Genomic DNA, 16,614 nt, shown 5'->3' on the forward strand with positions numbered 1-16,614 from the left:
ATAATGAAATTAAAATATATAATAATACTGTCGCTGTTATTAGTGAATAGCAGCTGCTACCATGATTATCTCGATATTAAGCCTGACAAAAGTTTGGTGGTGCCCGAGCGGATCAAAGATTTGCAGGCATTGTTGGACAATACAACAATGAACATGCATACGGTCGCCAACCTCGGTGAAGTTGGAGCGGATGATTACTTCCTTTCGGATGACCGCTGGGGAAGTTTATATTATGCACAGGAGCGAAATACTTATATCTGGGCGAAGGAAATTTTTGAGGGTGAAAAAACTTCATGCTGGAATACACCTTATCAGCAGATCTATACCTCCAACCTTGTTTTGGAAAAACTTGAAGAAGGTGATTTTGCAAATGATGAAACATTTCGAAATTTAAAAGGGGCAGCACTATTCTTTAGGGCCTGGGCTTACTATCAATTGGCGCAGGTATTTTGTCCGCCCTATGATGAGAATGCAGGTACAAATAAATATGGTCTGCCAATTCGGTTGACGGCTGATATCAACGAACCTGCTGAAGCAAGAAAGACTGTTGCTGAGACGTACAAGCAGATTCTGAAAGATGTGGAAGAATCTATAGTATTGCTACCTGAAACATCTTCAGTGGCGACGAGGCCTAATAAACAGGCTGCTTTTTCACTGAAAGCGAAATGCAATCTGTTGCAGGGAAATTATTCAGTGGCTTTGGAAGCTGTGGATGAAGCAATGAAGATTGATAACACGCTGTTGGACTACAATGATATGGATCCGACGAAAGAAATGCCTTTTGATGTCCTCAACAAGGAGGTGGTTTTTCATAATGTTTTTTCAGCTCAGATCCTAGGTCCCACAAGAGCACAAGTGAATAAATCGCTCTATCAATCTTATACTGATAACGATCTCCGTAAAAAGCTGTTTTTCTATTTTGATAAGGATGGGTTATGCCGTTATAAGGGGATGTATTATAATGCGCCAACGATCTTCTTCTCTGGTATCGCTCGGGATGAACTGTATCTGATTTGGGTAGAATGTGCACTGAGAACAGGGGACTTGATCGGTGCAAAGGGCATGCTTACTGCCTTATTGGCAAAACGCTATACAAAAGGAAGTTTCGATGCTTCCTCGCTGCCCAATAATCGAGAAGATCTATTGATAGTGACATTAGCCGAACGCAGGAAAGAACTGCTCTTTAGAGGAACAAGATGGTCAGATATCCGCAGGTTAAATGCTATTGAAAGTCAGGATATATCCCTTGCTAGAGAATTGGAAGGAAAGATCTATACTTTGCCACAAAAGGATAAACGATTTACTTTTCCGATTCCGGATGAAGCGATTTTATTGGGGCATTACCTACAGAATGAAAGATAAAAAAACAGGGGATCGATTTGTTGATCCCCTGTCTTTGCTTAGAAGAGCAAGTCAATAGCATGGTTAATCCATATCTCTGCTACGCGTTTGCTCAAACGGAATCCCTGAAGGATTCTGTACTTGTGTCTGATTGAGATTACTTACAGTAGCTTGTGGTTGTGTACCACGTAAGTCTACGTAGTCTTGATCCAACTCAATAGCGCATACCTGCGGCTTGTCGGTGTCAGGACAAGAGGAACTTGGTCCTGATATGTGATTGGTGATATTGCCGCTGGCATCAACTTCAAACCAGTAGGTATCAGCTTGAGCCAACTTAAACGAACTGAACCCGATAATTGCAGCGCCGGCTACCATAGCCATTGCATTATTTTTGATGAAGGATATTGCTTTCATACCGAGGCCTTTTTTATAGTAGCAAAAAAAGTTTACCCCCACAAAAAACTCTATGTTAATTTTTTTTGACCAACACTTTGCTTTAACGAGGTGCATCAGTCTGTCCTGTGCCTCGGGATCTGTTTTTACGGGCTGTGCCTTCACGTGTCATAATTTATAGCTCTAACCGGCCAGGCCGGGAAGACAGCAAACCGCATTTTAAATTTTTTGACGCGCTCCAGCATGACCGTATAGACCGGAATACGTACCACCTGAGGCCTGGCTAAAAATAAAATGACCTGCTTTTTATATCGCTTACACCCAGCCATGGGGGCAGTTGGGCCAGTCAAGTACCACCCCAATATGGACAGCAGCAATAACAGCAGGTTGACAACAAAGTGTCCGCCCCAGGAGAGCCTGCTCAGTACCGAAGCACAGCCGCAGGGCTTCTGGGCGTACAAACCGGCGACGCCAAGACCGATGTAGACAGTAAAGACCGTTAACAGCAATGCAGAAAGCACGAAAGGATAAAAAAATAGATGTTTTGTATTCCTGAAAGAATGAATAGAAAACAGTATCACTATACCCAGCTCCATCAGTGGCAGGGACCAGAACAATATTCCTGCCCACCAGCCGGGAAAAGGCTGCAGTTTCAGTGCCTGATGGAAGCCCGGCAGATCCCATAGCTTATCCAGCGCAACGTATGCCCAAAAGAGTATCATAAAGACACGGATACTGGTAGCGGTGATATGTGAAGCTCTTGTTTTCATTTTTTAAACAGTATAATTTCAGGTCGTATATTTAATACAACTATTTATAAATCAGATATTTAAATTTGTTTATTCGGTTTTGTGTTTGTATCTTAGTTTTACCAAATTCAATTATTTCATTCCTGTTTATATATAGCTACCATAAGTAAGCAATATGTACCTGCTATAAATGGTTTTATTTTTTAAATAGCTGTTTATTAATTGTTTATTTTTTTATTTAGATGGTTATATAAAGCCTTTGTTATACTTAAATGATGAGATATGGGGGAAGATCCTTTTGAAATTTTAGTTAAAGAGCCCGAACGGGGTTTGCGGCTTATTATGGGTAAACATGGTAGCCAGCTAAAGAATCGTATCAGAAACATTGTTAACAATGATGATGAACTGGTCAAAGACGTGGTTTCAGAAACATTGACCACATTATTTGTGCAGCGCGAAAAAGTCGCTATATGCAAAGATCCTTTTGCCTGGATGATGGCAATCGCAAGAAATATTGCCCTGAAAATGCTCCGGCAAGAAAAGAAAAACCAGAAGATAGCGATTGACGAGCTCCGGATCGTACCCCATAGCCAAGACATTGAAGCTGATCTACACTATCAAGAAATGCTGGAAGCAGTGCTGTCCAAAGCGGAACAGCTCACACCGATGGAAAAGAAAATTTTTATAGATGCCAAAGTGCACGGCATGGATAATAAGGAACTGGAGACCCGTCATGACCTAAAGCCACAGCGAGTGCGCAATCTGCTGAGTACGGCACTTGCCAAGATCAGACGGCTCCTAAAGGGATCATGATACCGGACTACAATTGGATATAGATTAGAATTGAAGAAAAGATAAGTTATACTTATCTATAGCGAGTTCTAGTATTAATTGAATATAGATTAGAATTGAAGAAAATGGAACGCGATATTATAAAAGTTCAAGAGCTGATCAAAAAACAGCTGCTGGAAATAATCAACCCCGAAGAAGAGGCAGATCTAAAAGAGAAAAGATCGCACTATACAGAGGATGAATACGACTTAATGGTCGTAGAGTTACTCAGGCAGCTGGAAGGTCAGCTGCCCAAGGATCCGCTTGAGGACTGGACACCTGATTACGGGGAAATAAAACGACGGGGGAAGCTATACGAAGAAAAGAAAAAATAAAGCGGTACAGCAAAGTTGGGTATGCAGCAGCTTTGCTGCTAATTACAGGGAGTGTGTTGTTATATTTATTTTATTCACATAAAAAAGAGGATATTATGCTGCATCTGGAGGGGCAATGTCTTGGCGCCGCAGACGACACAGAGATACCTTTAATAGAGTCTTCCTGTCTCCTGTTGGCAGCTGACTCCACATGGATAAGAGTAGAGCAGGATACCTTTGGTACACTATTACAGCTGGGTGAGCTGGCTGTCACCCGTACCGGGGAAGGGTTGTTGCACATCCAGAGAAAACCAATGGCAGGCGGTGAGACAACTTTAAAAAGTTTAAATATTTATACGGCTCCACGCCAGCAATGTGTCGTTGAACTGGAGGATGGTACCAGAGTTCGGATGAATGCACAATCCCAGTTGAGCTATTCGCTCCGAAAAGGGGATTCAACAGTAATATACCTAAAAGGAGAGGCGTATGTTGATGCCAATAGCCGTTATAGCAATGCTCCGTTGATTATTGGTACTAAAAAGGGTAAAATTACATCCAACCGTGCTGACTTTTTGGTCAGGGCGGATACCAGTAACATGAAGGCCATGCTTAATGATGGAACATTGGAGGTTTATTCCTATAGCCTTAACAAAGTACAGTCCATAGCCTGTCCCGGGGACTTCGTATATGTCGGCGCTAAATATGCAGGCAAAAATCAGCAGCCCCGAGATACAATGACCTATGTTGCGAACCAGGATTTCAAAGAAGCCAAGATGTGGGCCCGAAAAATGCGGATTTATAGAAACATGCCTTTGTGGGCCTTTGTAGATGAAATGAGCCGTTGGGAAGGGTTTACGATTAAAAGATGGGAATGTATTCCAAAGGACAAGCAGATTTCGGCAGCGATCTGTTATCAGAGCGGCAAGGAAGAAGTATACAGTGCTATCCGCCAAGCAGGTGTGCTGCTGCATGAAGAGAAAGGGATGATCAGCTTCTGTCCTGAGGATAAACGTGATAGAGTAGCCATGTGGCACTTAAATGGATATGAAAGGAAATTAAAGTAAGAAAGGAGTAAGTAATATGAGTAGCAAAAAGCAGTTTATCGACGAAGTATTCACTACTTTCGAAATCAATAGCCTGATCGAGCGACGCAAATGCCGCGCTACCGGTAAGGTGCGTTTTAATAGCAAGGGCGAAGCAGGCTTCTTTATACAATGGTTAAAATGGCGCTATAAGAAGTGGCTACGGGGGAAAAATCGAAGGAAGCACCGATATGGCAGTGGGGAAGGAAAACCAAAGCAACGCTATACGTACGGTTGCATCCACTGTTGTGGATATCATATTACGAAAGAGCATCCGCATGATTACAGGCGAAAAAAAGAAAAATATGAACAGAAATATACTGAATAATTGATGATCGCTGCTTTTTTCAAATTTATTTTTCAAACATAGAATATTTTGTACATTTGTATCGAATAAAATCGAAATTGAAATGGCAGAAACTGTACAACCAAGAGGTCCAAAGACAACTGATAATAATGCGAATCAAACTCATTACTACAAAACATTGGTAGTAGCGATCGCTTTAGGTTTAATAGGTACATTTATCCGTTTTGTGCCGGATGTTTGTACGTCTATGGGGCAACAAACATTTTTGTTTTCCGCAATAGCTAACATCTCCATGATCGTAGGCGCACTTATCGCTTTCAAAACCGTGTTCGGAATTTTGGGATTTGGAAAAAACCGTGACTAATTACTACTCAGCAAAGATATTGAAAGCTTCAGTTTACTGAGGCTTTTTTTATGATGTATAAAGCGGACCATCCAAGAAGCTAGCAACACAGTTCTATTGTGAAATACAAAGATCATATATAAAAAAAGCCTTCCAATTTTTTGGAAGGCTTTTTTTATATCGTGTCTCGCGTGCTATTAAGCGAAAAGTGACCAAGTCGACCAAGGAATACGAGCGAGCATCAAGATTAAACCGATGACGAAGAAAATCAAAACGGTTTGATTTGCTTTTTTTGCATTTTCAATCTTTTTCGCTTTAGAATAGCCAATGGTGATCAATACAATAGCAATAATCATGGTCAACGGGTGTTCAATGATTTTAAATCGTAACGAAGGATCTTTCATTACAGCACCAGAGATCATCGAAGGGTACTTTAAATAAAAGAATAAAATCAATCCCACCACTAATTGAATATGCGATGCGATGAAACCCAATAAAGCAATTTTACGGTTGTACGGTTTGTTGCCTAGATAGTTTGATAGGGTGATCACGATCGATATCACCAGGGCTAGCAATAAGACAATTGCTATAGTCGAGTGTAAATGTAACATAAAAGCTCTCTTTAATTATTTCCTAAGTTAGCAAAGATAAAAATATATTGAATGTATTTGTTAAAAATCATTGTTCCAACAGAAATACCTCCGCAATTGGATGGAATAGGTACATACGCTTGCTGGTCAATTCCATGCATTTATAACGTTTCCTTATCTTTTCAATCCGCTGAAACGAACGCCCATTTTTTAATTTGAAGAAGTGCCCATCCTCTAAGGATTCTACCGTGAGGGCGCTGCTTTTGACGGTGTCATATAACTTTAAGGTACGAAACAGGTGGAGGTCCGTGCAGCTCGATGCTGCCGGGTTTTCCATATAGCGGTGAATCGCCTGGCTGACGTCGGTTGGGAAAATATTCAGTTCAAGAAATGGTCTCATCAGTTCCTTAAAATTATTCTTCCATTCCGCACCGTGCGGCTTGACACGATGCTGGTATTTATTCCACGTTTGTAAATGTGCAAATTCGTGAATCGTCGTAATCAAGAATGAATAAGAGTTTAAGTCATGGTTAACCGAGATCCGGTGCGGGCTTCCTCTATACGGAGCGCGGTAATCTCCTAGCTTCGTACTCCTAGAACGAGAGATTTTAAATAAACAGTGGGTGTGATTAATCCACTTGGATATGATTGGAGCTGCTTCCTCGGGCATGTATTTTCTTAGTGTAGCACTATAATCTTGCATGACATAAAAATAGGAATTTATTCATGTTAATAAAGCGCCAAGTCGACATTCTTTTGTCAAAAATAGAATTGATTTACTAAAAAAAGTAGTTTTAAATTTGGAAAAATGATATTATTTTTAGTATTTAGTGTTTGTAAATGTTGCGTGCGAATATGTCAATAGATCAGAGGAGCTATGTTTTTAATAAAATGTATTGAAATCGTCTGATTTTTAGGTAAATTACCTGTAGAAAAAGTCATGTTAACATGCAAAATGAAGAGGAAAGGTATTTCCTCCAAACTGTAATAAGACCTTTAAAATATGCTGGATACCTTACATATTAAAAATTATGCGCTTATAAACGAATTGGAAATCCAGTTCGATAAAGGTTTGAATATGATTACCGGGGAGACTGGGGCTGGTAAATCCATTATTATGGGAGCGCTGTCGCTAATTTTAGGAAATAGAGTAGAGGGAAAGTACTTTTTGGATCCAACGAAGAAGTGTGTGATTGAGGGAGAATTTAAAATAGGTCCTTACAGATTACTCAATTTTTTCGAAGAAAATGACCTAGATTATGCAGATCATACCATTATTCGAAGAGAAATCGCTCCCGATGGTAAATCCCGAGCATTTATTAATGATTCTCCTGTTACCCTAACTATTCTCAAGCAATTGGGCGAACAATTGATCGATGTACATTCTCAGCATGCAACATTGCAGATCAATACGGAAGAGTTCCAATTTTTAGTGGTCGACAGTGTCGCGGGCACATTTGCATTAAAGCAAGATTATCGAGATAGTTTCTTTGCTTATAAGAAAGCAAAAAAGGAACTCGAAGAATTTAAGGAGCTAGTAAAAAAGGCTGCATTAGAACAAGATTATTTTCAGTTCCAATTTGATGAACTTGATGCAGCGCAATTGGTGTCCGATGAGCAGGGGCAGCTCGAAATACAACAGCGCCAATTGGAAAATGCAGAAGATATTAAGCGAGCGCTAACTGCTGCATCGCAGCTATTGGAAAATGATGATATGGCTGTTTTAAGCCGTTTGAAGGACGCTATGAGCCAAGTAGATGGTATCACTTCATTTCTTCCTGAAACAGCAGATTTGGCTGCGCGGTTAAGGAGCACATGGATTGAGCTCAAGGACGTTGCCGCAGAGTTAAGTGCGCTTGAAGAAGAGACACAAATTGACGAGGGTACTTTGTTGGAAATTAACGAGCGCCTGAGCTTACTCTATTCATTACAGAAGAAACATCATGTGGACTCCGTTGAGGAGCTTATTCGGCTCAGGGATGAGCTTGAGTCCAAGTTGATGGCCATAAATTCTTCTGATGAGCAATTGGAGCGGCTGGAAAAAGAAGTCGTAGTTAAGTTGAACATTGCTCAGAAAAAGGGTAAGGAACTATCAGTAGGCAGGAGCAAAGTGTTGGCGTTAATCGCAAAAGAAGTGCAAGCTACCTTAGCAAATGTGGGAATGCCCAATGCACGTCTTCAAATTAATTTAGAGCCCTTAAAGGAAGGAGAGATGAGGGAATCCGGAATGGATGCAATCCAATTTTTGTTCTCTGCCAATAAGGGGCAGGAATTGCAATTCATTCATAAAGTGGCCTCTGGTGGTGAGCTTTCACGGGTGATGTTAGCCATAAAATCATTAGTTGCTAAAACGTCGGCCTTGCCGACTATTATTTTTGATGAAATCGATACCGGGATCTCTGGTGAAGTGGCGTTGCGTGTGGGTGAAGTAATGGAAAGTCTAGCGGAGAATATGCAGGTCATTGCTATTTCACATTTACCCCAGATTGCCGCTAAAGGTGCTGCCCATTATAAAGTGTACAAAGAAGATAAAGCCAATCGGACAATATCCAACATTATTCGATTGAACACTGCGGGTAGGGTTGCTGAAATAGCGCAGATGCTCAGCGGAGCCAATCCAACGGATGCTGCACTGGAGCATGCGGAGTTGTTATTGAAGGGTTCATAAAATACAAAAATGCCTCAAAAAGGTTTTAACTATTGAGGCACTGTTTACTATTTTTTATAATTTTTACTAGTTTCCGATAGTAGCGTCAGTTAGAACGACCTTAACAATCATGTCTTCGGGTGGACTTGTTAGACCATTAGCGTATATACGTACTACGCCGATCGAATAGTTGTACGAAAACTTGTAGCCCTTTAATTCAGAAGGGATCGCAACATACCGATCAGGTGTAGCATCCACATTGATGGCCACACTTACGTGACCGTCTTCATAATAACGTTTATCAAGATCTGAGATCTGAATGTCTTTTCTATACGTATTATTGCCTTCTCTATCCCAATCCGCCGATTTTACAGGAAATACGTAACTTGTGCCGTCTAAAACGTTCACCTCTTGTGTGATATACTCCTTCTTACAAGAAGAGAATGAAACCAAGGCTGCGGTTCCAATTAAAGCTGCTAATAAAAGTCTTTTCATATTGCTCGTGTTATTTGTGATATTTTTTTTATTATAGGACGATAAAATGATTCGATAGTTTAACGTCAACTTTGTTTATAACAAAAAATGCACCATAAAGGTGCATTTTTATAAAATTATTTTTTGATACCGCTAAACCTTACTTCTCGGCAGTATCTTTTGAAGACTTAGAATCTGAACTAGATACCTCAATATCTTTCGTTTCAGGATTAATGCTCACCGTCAACACCGAACCAGTTTGTACAGTTCCTTTTAGGATTTCTTCCGCAATTGGATCTTCCAAATACTTTTGTATTGCCCGTTTTAAAGGACGTGCTCCAAAATTACTGTCATAACCTTTATCCGCAATGAAATCTTTTGCCTCATCCGTCAAATTGATGGTATAACCCAAATCTGCGATACGCTTGAATAATGACTTCAATTCAATATCGATGATTTTGAAGATATTTTCCTTTGTCAATGAGTTAAATACAATCACATCATCAATACGGTTCAAGAATTCTGGCGCAAAGGCTCTTTTCAGAGCTGTTTCAATCACTCCACGAGAATGTGCATCCGACTGTTGTGACTTTGCAGCAGTAGTGAAACCCACACCTTGACCAAATTCCTTCAATTGGCGTGCACCAATATTAGAAGTCATAATAATAATAGTGTTTCGAAAGTCCACTTTGCGGCCTAAGCTGTCAGTCAATTGGCCTTCGTCCAATACCTGCAGCAACAGATTGAATACATCCGGATGCGCTTTCTCAATCTCATCCAATAAGACAACGGCATAAGGCTTACGACGTACTTTCTCAGTCAATTGACCACCTTCTTCATAACCAACATATCCTGGAGGCGCTCCAACTAAGCGGGAGACCGCAAATTTCTCCATGTATTCACTCATGTCGATTTGAATAAGCGCATCCTCTGTATCGAACATAAAGCGCGCTAATTCTTTAGCTAATTCTGTCTTACCAACACCAGTAGGACCTAAGAAGATGAAGGAACCAATTGGTTTTTTAGGATCTTTTAAGCCTGCACGTGTACGTTGGATCGCTTTCACCAATTTACCTACAGCATCATCCTGACCAATAATTCTTCCCTTCATCAGCTCCGCCATATTCAACAGTTTCTGACCGTCAGACTGACTAACACGTTGCACAGGAATACCGGTCATCATCGCCACTACTTCAGCAACATTTTCCTCTGAAACAGTATAACGTTTAGATTTTGTTTCTTCTTCCCAAGCTATTTTCTCTTTCTCAAGCTCTTCGATCAATTTCTTTTCTGTATCACGCAACTTCGCTGCCTCTTCGTATTTTTGACTCCGAACAACCTTGTTTTTCTCTAATTTGACCTCTTCAATTTTATTTTCAATGTCGATAATAGATTGTGGTACATGGATATTGTTCAAATGCACACGAGAGCCAGCTTCATCCAATGCATCAATCGCTTTGTCCGGTAGGAAACGATCTGTTATATAGCGTGTTGTCAACGATACACAAGCTTCAATCGCTTCTGGAGTATAAGTCACATTGTGGTGATCTTCATATTTCTCTTTGATACGATTTAAAATCTCAACAGTTTCATCATGTGTAGCTGGTTCAATCGTCACACGTTGGAAACGACGGTCCAAAGCGCCATCTTTTTCAATGTATTGACGGTATTCGTCTAATGTTGTCGCACCGATACACTGAATTTCGCCTCTTGCCAAAGCCGGTTTGAACATGTTGGAAGCATCTAACGATCCTGAAGCTCCACCTGCACCTACTATGGTGTGAATCTCGTCGATAAATAAAATGACATCCGGTGATTTTTCCAGTTCGTTCATGACTGCTTTCATACGCTCCTCAAATTGACCACGATATTTGGTGCCAGCAACCAAGGATGCAAGATCCAATGTGACGACACGCTTATTGAATAATACACGTGATACCTTTCGTTGAACGATCCGAAGCGCAAGACCTTCGGCAATCGCCGATTTACCTACTCCGGGTTCACCGATCAATAGGGGATTATTCTTCTTGCGTCGCGATAAAATTTGAGAAACGCGCTCAATTTCTTTCTCGCGACCTACAATTGGATCTAGTTTACCTTCTTCTGCAGCTTTAGTCAAGTCGCGGCCAAAGTTGTCCAAAACTGGAGTTTTAGATTTGATATCCGAAACCTTTTTCGGTTGAATATACTGATCATCTTCAGCGAAATCATCATCGCCTGTAGGTGAGCCCGGTGCCTCATCCTTAATAGTAGTTCTATTTTGCTCCACCTCAGATTTGAAGATGTCGTAAGTCACATTGTATTGTTGTAAAATCTGAGAAGCGATATTATCTTCATCTCGTAAGATAGCCAATAATAGGTGCTCCGTTCCGATGATATCCGATTTGAATATTTTAGCTTCCAAATAAGTAATCTTCAAAACTTTTTCAGCCTGTTTTGTTAATGGCATGTTGCCAATAGGAGCGCGTGAAACTGATGCTCCCTTCACTGCGTCCTCCACAGATTGACGTAGTGCTGTCGTGTCAATGCCTATGTTTTTAAGGATTTTTATCGCCATTCCATCGCCTTCACGAATTAAACCGAGCAATAAATGCTCCGTTCCTATATAATCGTGACGCAATCTCAAAGCTTCCTCTCTACTGTACGATATGACATCCTTTACGCGCGGTGAAAATTTTGCTTCCATTGAATACCTTTCTGTTTTATATTAAGGATATATAAATGTAGTAAATTCTGCATTTTAACCTTAAAATTATTTTAAATAATGTCATCAACAATTAAGCCATGACCTTGATACGTCCAAAATGTCAGTATAAAAGATTACATTTGTATGTTAATATAACAAGAGTTTTCGAATTTTTTTAAATTTTATGTCAGACGAGAAGATCATTTTTTCGATGGCGGGTGTCAACAAAATCTATCCGCCTCAAAAACAAGTGCTAAAAAATATCTATTTATCTTTTTTCTATGGTGCCAAGATTGGCGTGATTGGTTTGAACGGATCAGGTAAATCTTCCCTATTGAAAATAATTGCTGGATTGGATAAATCTTATCAGGGCGAGGTGGTGTTCTCCCCGGGCTATTCTGTGGGTTATTTGGCACAAGAGCCGCAATTGGATCTGGAAAAAACTGTGCTTGAAGTGGTACAGGAAGGTGTTGCTGAAATTACGGCAATATTGCAAGAATATGAAGATATCAATGAGAAATTTGGCCTACCAGAGGTGTATGAGAATGCGGATGAAATGGACAGGTTATTGACAAGACAAGGAGAACTTCAGGATAAAATTGATGCCACCAACGCTTGGGAAATTGATTCGAAATTGGAAAGAGCTATGGATGCCTTACGTTGCCCTGAACCCGATGCAAAGATTGTCAATTTGTCAGGTGGTGAACGTAGACGTGTAGCATTATGTCGTTTATTGTTGCAGGAACCGGATGTGCTGTTACTGGACGAGCCGACCAACCACTTGGATGCTGAATCAATTGATTGGTTAGAACAACACTTAAAACAATATAAAGGAACTGTTATTGCCGTTACCCACGACCGCTATTTCTTGGACAATGTTGCCGGATGGATACTTGAATTGGATCGTGGCGAAGGAATTCCTTGGAAAGGAAATTATTCTTCTTGGCTAGATCAAAAAGCAAAACGCCTGGCGCAGGAGGAAAAACAAGAAACCAAACGGCAAAAGACGCTCGAACGTGAGCTTGAATGGGTGCGTATGGCACCAAAAGCTCGTCATGCCAAATCAAAAGCTAGATTACATAACTATGAAAAATTAGCATCCGAAGAGACCAAAGAACGTGAAGAAAAATTGGAATTGTTTATTCCTCCAGGACCACGTCTGGGTAACTCGGTCATTGAGGCGACGAATATCTCTAAAGCATATGGTGATCGTATTTTATTTGAAAATTTAAGTTTTATGTTGCCGCCCGCAGGTATCGTTGGGATTATTGGACCAAATGGAGCCGGTAAAACTACCTTGTTCCGCCTCATTACAGGACAGGAAACGCCCGATACGGGTTCTTTCAAGGTGGGAGAAACAGTGAAATTGGGCTATGTGGACCAAATGCACCACGACCTCGACCCTGAAAAATCAGTTTGGGAAAATATTACAGGAGGCAGTGACAATATGATGTTGGGCAACCGCCCCGTGAACTCGAGAGCCTATGTTTCGAAATTTAATTTTAATGGTGCTGATCAGCAGAAGAAAGTAGGTGTGCTTTCTGGTGGGGAAAGGAATCGTGTACATTTGGCGATCACGTTAAAAGAAGGATCCAATGTACTCTTGCTTGATGAGCCAACAAATGATATCGATGTGAATACATTGCGGGCCTTAGAGGAAGGATTGGAGAACTTTGGCGGGTGTGCGGTAGTGATTTCACACGATAGATGGTTCCTGGATCGTATTTGTACTCATATTCTCGCTTTTGAAGGTGATTCACAGGTATATTTCTTTGAGGGTAATTATACCGAGTATGAAGAAAACCGGAAAAAACGTATCGGTGACGTGACACCACACCGCATTAAATACAAAAAACTGGTAAAGTAATATAAAATCATGGAAAGCGGAAGGCTGTTAGCTGCTATAATTGATCATGCAATTGATGGCATTATTACCATAGACAACAGGGGGAATGTAGAAAGCATTAACCCTGCTGCTCTGGAACTGTTTGGTTATCAGTCAGAAGAGGTGATTGGACACAATGTCTCCATGCTGATGCCCGAGCCAGATCGCGGTAATCATGATACCTATATTCATAACTATCAGACTACCGGCCACAAAAAAATCATTGGTATTGGGCGCGAAGTGATGGGGCTTAAAAAGAGTGGCGAAACATTTCCATTCCGATTGGCTGTCAGTGAAGTCTGGTTGAAGGATAAAAATATCTTTACTGGATTTATTCATGACCTAACCCGTGAGAAAGCTGCGGAGGATATGCTTAGACAGCATGCAGTAGAACTTGAGAATAAAGTTAGCGAACGTACGAGTGATCTGATATCTTTAGTTTCCGAACTGGAAAAGGCCAAAGCAGAAGTTTCTAAATCGCTGGAGAAAGAAATTGAACTGAGTCAGCTAAAATCTCGTTTTGTGTCAATGGCTTCGCACGAGTTTCGAACTCCTTTGAGTTCCGTTCAACTGTCGGCTTCTCTGATCGAAAAATATGCCGAAAGACCGGATGATAAGGTTAATATCATTAAACATACGAATAGGATTAAAGGGGCCGTACAATTGCTGACCAGTATTCTGAATGATTTTCTTTCCCTTGAAAAGCTCGAAACTGGTATTGTTGTGGTAAATAAGCAATATATCAATTTGGTCGAATTGGCTGAGGAAATCACCGAGGAAATGCAGTTGATCTGTAAAAAAAATCAGCATATTGTATATCAGCATACCGGAGAAATAGGCCAATTTACCTTAGACTCTAATTTGTTGAAAAATGCTTTGGTCAACCTCATTTCCAATGCGATCAAATATTCAGGAGAGGATACATTAATTGAGTTTACAACTTGTATCGACGAAGAAGGCTGCTTAATATCAGTAAAGGACAACGGTATTGGAATACCCGAAGAGGATCAGGTTCATTTGTTTGAGCCATTTTTTCGAGCACATAACACAGGTAACATCCCCGGAACCGGATTGGGACTGAATATCGTAAAAAGGTATATAGAACTCATGGAAGGTCAGATGGAATTTGAGTCTGAAGTGCATAAGGGAACCTCATTCCGGGTGAGTTTTAGGTAATGCGGAGTTGGTAATAAAACGAGGCATAAACGTTTAAAACATAAAGAAGATAGAATAACTAATTGCAGATGAGAAGTAAAAAGACAATTCTAATTATCGAAGATAATATTGACATCCGGGAGGGCACTACGGAAATATTGGAGTTGACAGGTAGGTATGATGTCATTACGGCCGAAAATGGCCGTATTGGAGTTGACCTGGCGACGAAGCATATTCCTGATTTGATTCTCTGCGACATCATGATGCCCGAGCTGGATGGATATGGGGTGTTATTTATGCTAAGTAAAATTGAAAGTACAGCTAAAATCCCATTCATTTTTCTAACTGCAAAAGCGGAGCGTGCAGATATGCGTAAAGCGATGGAAATGGGGGCAGACGATTATTTGACGAAACCTTTTGATGATGTCGAATTGATGAACGCTATAGATGTGCGCCTCAAAAGACATGAACAGCTCGCGGCAGATATCCCTCAGGAGGGAGATTTTAGTTTGAACGCTGAAGAGCAAGTCCTGTTGCTGCAGGAGCTCATTGTTAATTCACGTGTAAAGACAGTAAAGAAAAAACAATCTATTTATGAAAAAGACGATTCGCCAACATATGTCTATTATGTGAAATCTGGTCAGGTGCGTAGCTTTAAGTCATATAAAGATGGAAGAGAGCTGTCTACAGGTATTTTTATTGCGGGGAATTACTTTGGTTATGCCTCTATCTTGTTGAATGATAATTACGAAGACTATGCTGAAGCGGTTGAACCAAGCGAAATTGTACTGATCCCCAAAGATAGTTTTTTGGAGTTGCTTTGGAAAAAACCAGCAATAGCCAGTAAGTTTATTAAGCTTCTTTCTGTCGATTTACGTGAAAAGGAAGAGCAATTACTCGGGTTTGCTTATCACTCTGTCCGTAAACGTGTCGCCAATGCGCTACTCAGTGTTGCTGAGAAAAGTGGTATCGATATGAATGCCGTCAATTCGTGTTCAATTGATGTGACAAGGGATGGTTTGGCATCAATCGCAGGCACTGCAAATGAAACAGTTTCCCGCATGCTTTCAGATTTTAAAGAAGAAAAATTGATATCGAAAGAGAAAGGTAAAATATATATCAATTCAATCAAGAACCTTCGGGATGTGAAACAGTAGGTAAAGAAACGGAGATTAAAATAATATGTTAAAGGCGTGTTCAGTTTTTCTGAACACGCCTTTTTTTTAAAAGACCAAGTTGTTGCTCAGAATGAAGTTTTATAGCCAGCTGCTATAGGCAGAGGCATTTGCGAATTGTGATAAAGATCATTTTAAGGTGTGGTACTGTATCATGGTTTTGCGCTTATGGATGATTTACTTTTGTTCTTAGGATAAACCTTAATTGGTGATTGTAGAATCAGGATGAAAGTAGTAGTATATAATGTAAGATCATTTGAAAAAGAGTTTTGGGCACTGGCGAATGCCAAACAACATGATTTGACTTTGATTTCAAATGGATTAAATGCGGAAACACAGAACTACGCGCGTGGAAAGGATGCGGTAGTGATTTCCGTGAGCGATATTTTGGACGAGAGTATGCTACTTAATTTAAAAGAATTAGGGATCAATAAGATTATGACCAGAAGTAAGGATACTACTCATATTGATCTGGCAAAGGCTGGAGATCTGAATATACAGATTGCCAATGCCCCTTTTGAAGATCAGAGTCCCAAAGGATTGGCTGAGCAAACTGTTCGGAATCTTAACCTATGGGGGATAGAAAAATGTGTGGGAAAAGCCTGTTGTTGTTTAGACGACTGTGCTAAAAAACTAAAATAA

17 protein-coding genes are annotated in these 16,614 nt (G+C 40.4%); 11 read left to right on the forward strand and 6 right to left on the reverse strand.

Annotation, left to right across the window (positions count from 1 at the left end):
* Positions 1-3: 3 nt before the first annotated feature.
* Entirely contained in the window at positions 4-1,362 is a 1,359-nt protein-coding gene (locus VXM68_RS12010; RefSeq protein ID WP_367208865.1) for a RagB/SusD family nutrient uptake outer membrane protein, read from the forward strand.
* Positions 1,363-1,425: 63 nt separating this feature from the next.
* Here VXM68_RS12010 and VXM68_RS12015 read toward each other — a convergent pair whose 3' ends face one another.
* Both VXM68_RS12015 and VXM68_RS12020 read right to left on the reverse strand, forming a co-directional pair.
* Positions 1,426-1,755 carry a hypothetical protein gene (locus tag VXM68_RS12015; RefSeq protein ID WP_367208866.1) on the reverse strand — a complete coding sequence of 110 codons (330 nt, stop codon included), beginning with the start codon at positions 1,753-1,755 and terminating at the stop codon, positions 1,426-1,428.
* Between the two features lie 140 nt (positions 1,756-1,895).
* Positions 1,896-2,504, reverse strand: coding sequence for a MauE/DoxX family redox-associated membrane protein (locus tag VXM68_RS12020; RefSeq protein ID WP_367208867.1), 609 nt, complete (start codon positions 2,502-2,504; stop codon positions 1,896-1,898).
* 261 nt (positions 2,505-2,765) lie between these two features.
* Here VXM68_RS12020 and VXM68_RS12025 point away from each other — a divergent pair, with 261 nt between their 5' ends.
* From VXM68_RS12025 to VXM68_RS12045, 5 genes are all read left to right on the forward strand, one after another.
* Positions 2,766-3,296, forward strand: a complete 531-nt coding sequence (locus VXM68_RS12025; RefSeq protein ID WP_367208868.1) for an RNA polymerase sigma factor — start codon at positions 2,766-2,768, stop codon at positions 3,294-3,296.
* A 104-nt stretch (positions 3,297-3,400) separates the two neighbouring features.
* Complete coding sequence (locus VXM68_RS12030; RefSeq protein WP_367208869.1) at positions 3,401-3,649, forward strand: hypothetical protein; 249 nt, start codon at positions 3,401-3,403, stop codon at positions 3,647-3,649.
* 95 nt (positions 3,650-3,744) lie between these two features.
* A complete protein-coding gene (locus tag VXM68_RS12035; RefSeq protein ID WP_367208870.1) occupies positions 3,745-4,692 on the forward strand; it encodes a FecR domain-containing protein in 948 nt (315 codons plus the stop codon).
* A gap of 16 nt (positions 4,693-4,708) precedes the next feature.
* Complete coding sequence (locus VXM68_RS12040) at positions 4,709-5,038, forward strand: hypothetical protein (protein WP_367208871.1); 330 nt, start codon at positions 4,709-4,711, stop codon at positions 5,036-5,038.
* Between the two features lie 82 nt (positions 5,039-5,120).
* On the forward strand, positions 5,121-5,381 hold the full coding sequence (locus tag VXM68_RS12045; protein WP_209579127.1) for a hypothetical protein: 261 nt from the start codon (positions 5,121-5,123) through the stop codon (positions 5,379-5,381).
* 176 nt (positions 5,382-5,557) lie between these two features.
* Here the strand turns inward: VXM68_RS12045 and VXM68_RS12050 are convergent, their stop codons facing one another.
* Positions 5,558-5,971 carry a hypothetical protein gene (locus VXM68_RS12050; RefSeq protein WP_293953624.1) on the reverse strand — a complete coding sequence of 138 codons (414 nt, stop codon included), beginning with the start codon at positions 5,969-5,971 and terminating at the stop codon, positions 5,558-5,560.
* 67 nt (positions 5,972-6,038) lie between these two features.
* Entirely contained in the window at positions 6,039-6,653 is a 615-nt protein-coding gene (locus VXM68_RS12055; protein ID WP_293953626.1) for a SprT-like domain-containing protein, read from the reverse strand.
* Between the two features lie 300 nt (positions 6,654-6,953).
* On the opposite strand from VXM68_RS12055, the gene recN reads away from it, so the two are divergent.
* Entirely contained in the window at positions 6,954-8,618 is a 1,665-nt protein-coding gene (recN, locus tag VXM68_RS12060; protein ID WP_367208872.1) for a DNA repair protein RecN, read from the forward strand.
* Between the two features lie 66 nt (positions 8,619-8,684).
* Here the strand turns inward: recN and VXM68_RS12065 are convergent, their stop codons facing one another.
* Entirely contained in the window at positions 8,685-9,092 is a 408-nt protein-coding gene (locus VXM68_RS12065; RefSeq protein WP_367208873.1) for a hypothetical protein, read from the reverse strand.
* Positions 9,093-9,231: 139 nt separating this feature from the next.
* Positions 9,232-11,757, reverse strand: a complete 2,526-nt coding sequence (locus VXM68_RS12070) for an ATP-dependent Clp protease ATP-binding subunit (RefSeq protein ID WP_367208874.1) — start codon at positions 11,755-11,757, stop codon at positions 9,232-9,234.
* A gap of 184 nt (positions 11,758-11,941) precedes the next feature.
* Here VXM68_RS12070 and ettA point away from each other — a divergent pair, with 184 nt between their 5' ends.
* From ettA to VXM68_RS12090, 4 genes are all read left to right on the forward strand, one after another.
* Positions 11,942-13,624: an energy-dependent translational throttle protein EttA gene (ettA, locus tag VXM68_RS12075; protein ID WP_209579133.1), complete on the forward strand. Its 1,683-nt coding sequence runs from the start codon at positions 11,942-11,944 to the stop codon at positions 13,622-13,624.
* Between the two features lie 9 nt (positions 13,625-13,633).
* A complete protein-coding gene (locus VXM68_RS12080) occupies positions 13,634-14,818 on the forward strand; it encodes a PAS domain S-box protein (protein ID WP_367208875.1) in 1,185 nt (394 codons plus the stop codon).
* A gap of 68 nt (positions 14,819-14,886) precedes the next feature.
* Entirely contained in the window at positions 14,887-15,954 is a 1,068-nt protein-coding gene (locus tag VXM68_RS12085) for a response regulator (protein WP_293953637.1), read from the forward strand.
* Between the two features lie 243 nt (positions 15,955-16,197).
* Positions 16,198-16,614, forward strand: coding sequence for a lactate dehydrogenase (locus VXM68_RS12090; protein WP_293953638.1), 417 nt, complete (start codon positions 16,198-16,200; stop codon positions 16,612-16,614).

Origin of the sequence: Sphingobacterium sp. R2 (assembly GCF_040760075.1) — a bacterium.
GTDB lineage: Bacteria > Bacteroidota > Bacteroidia > Sphingobacteriales > Sphingobacteriaceae > Sphingobacterium.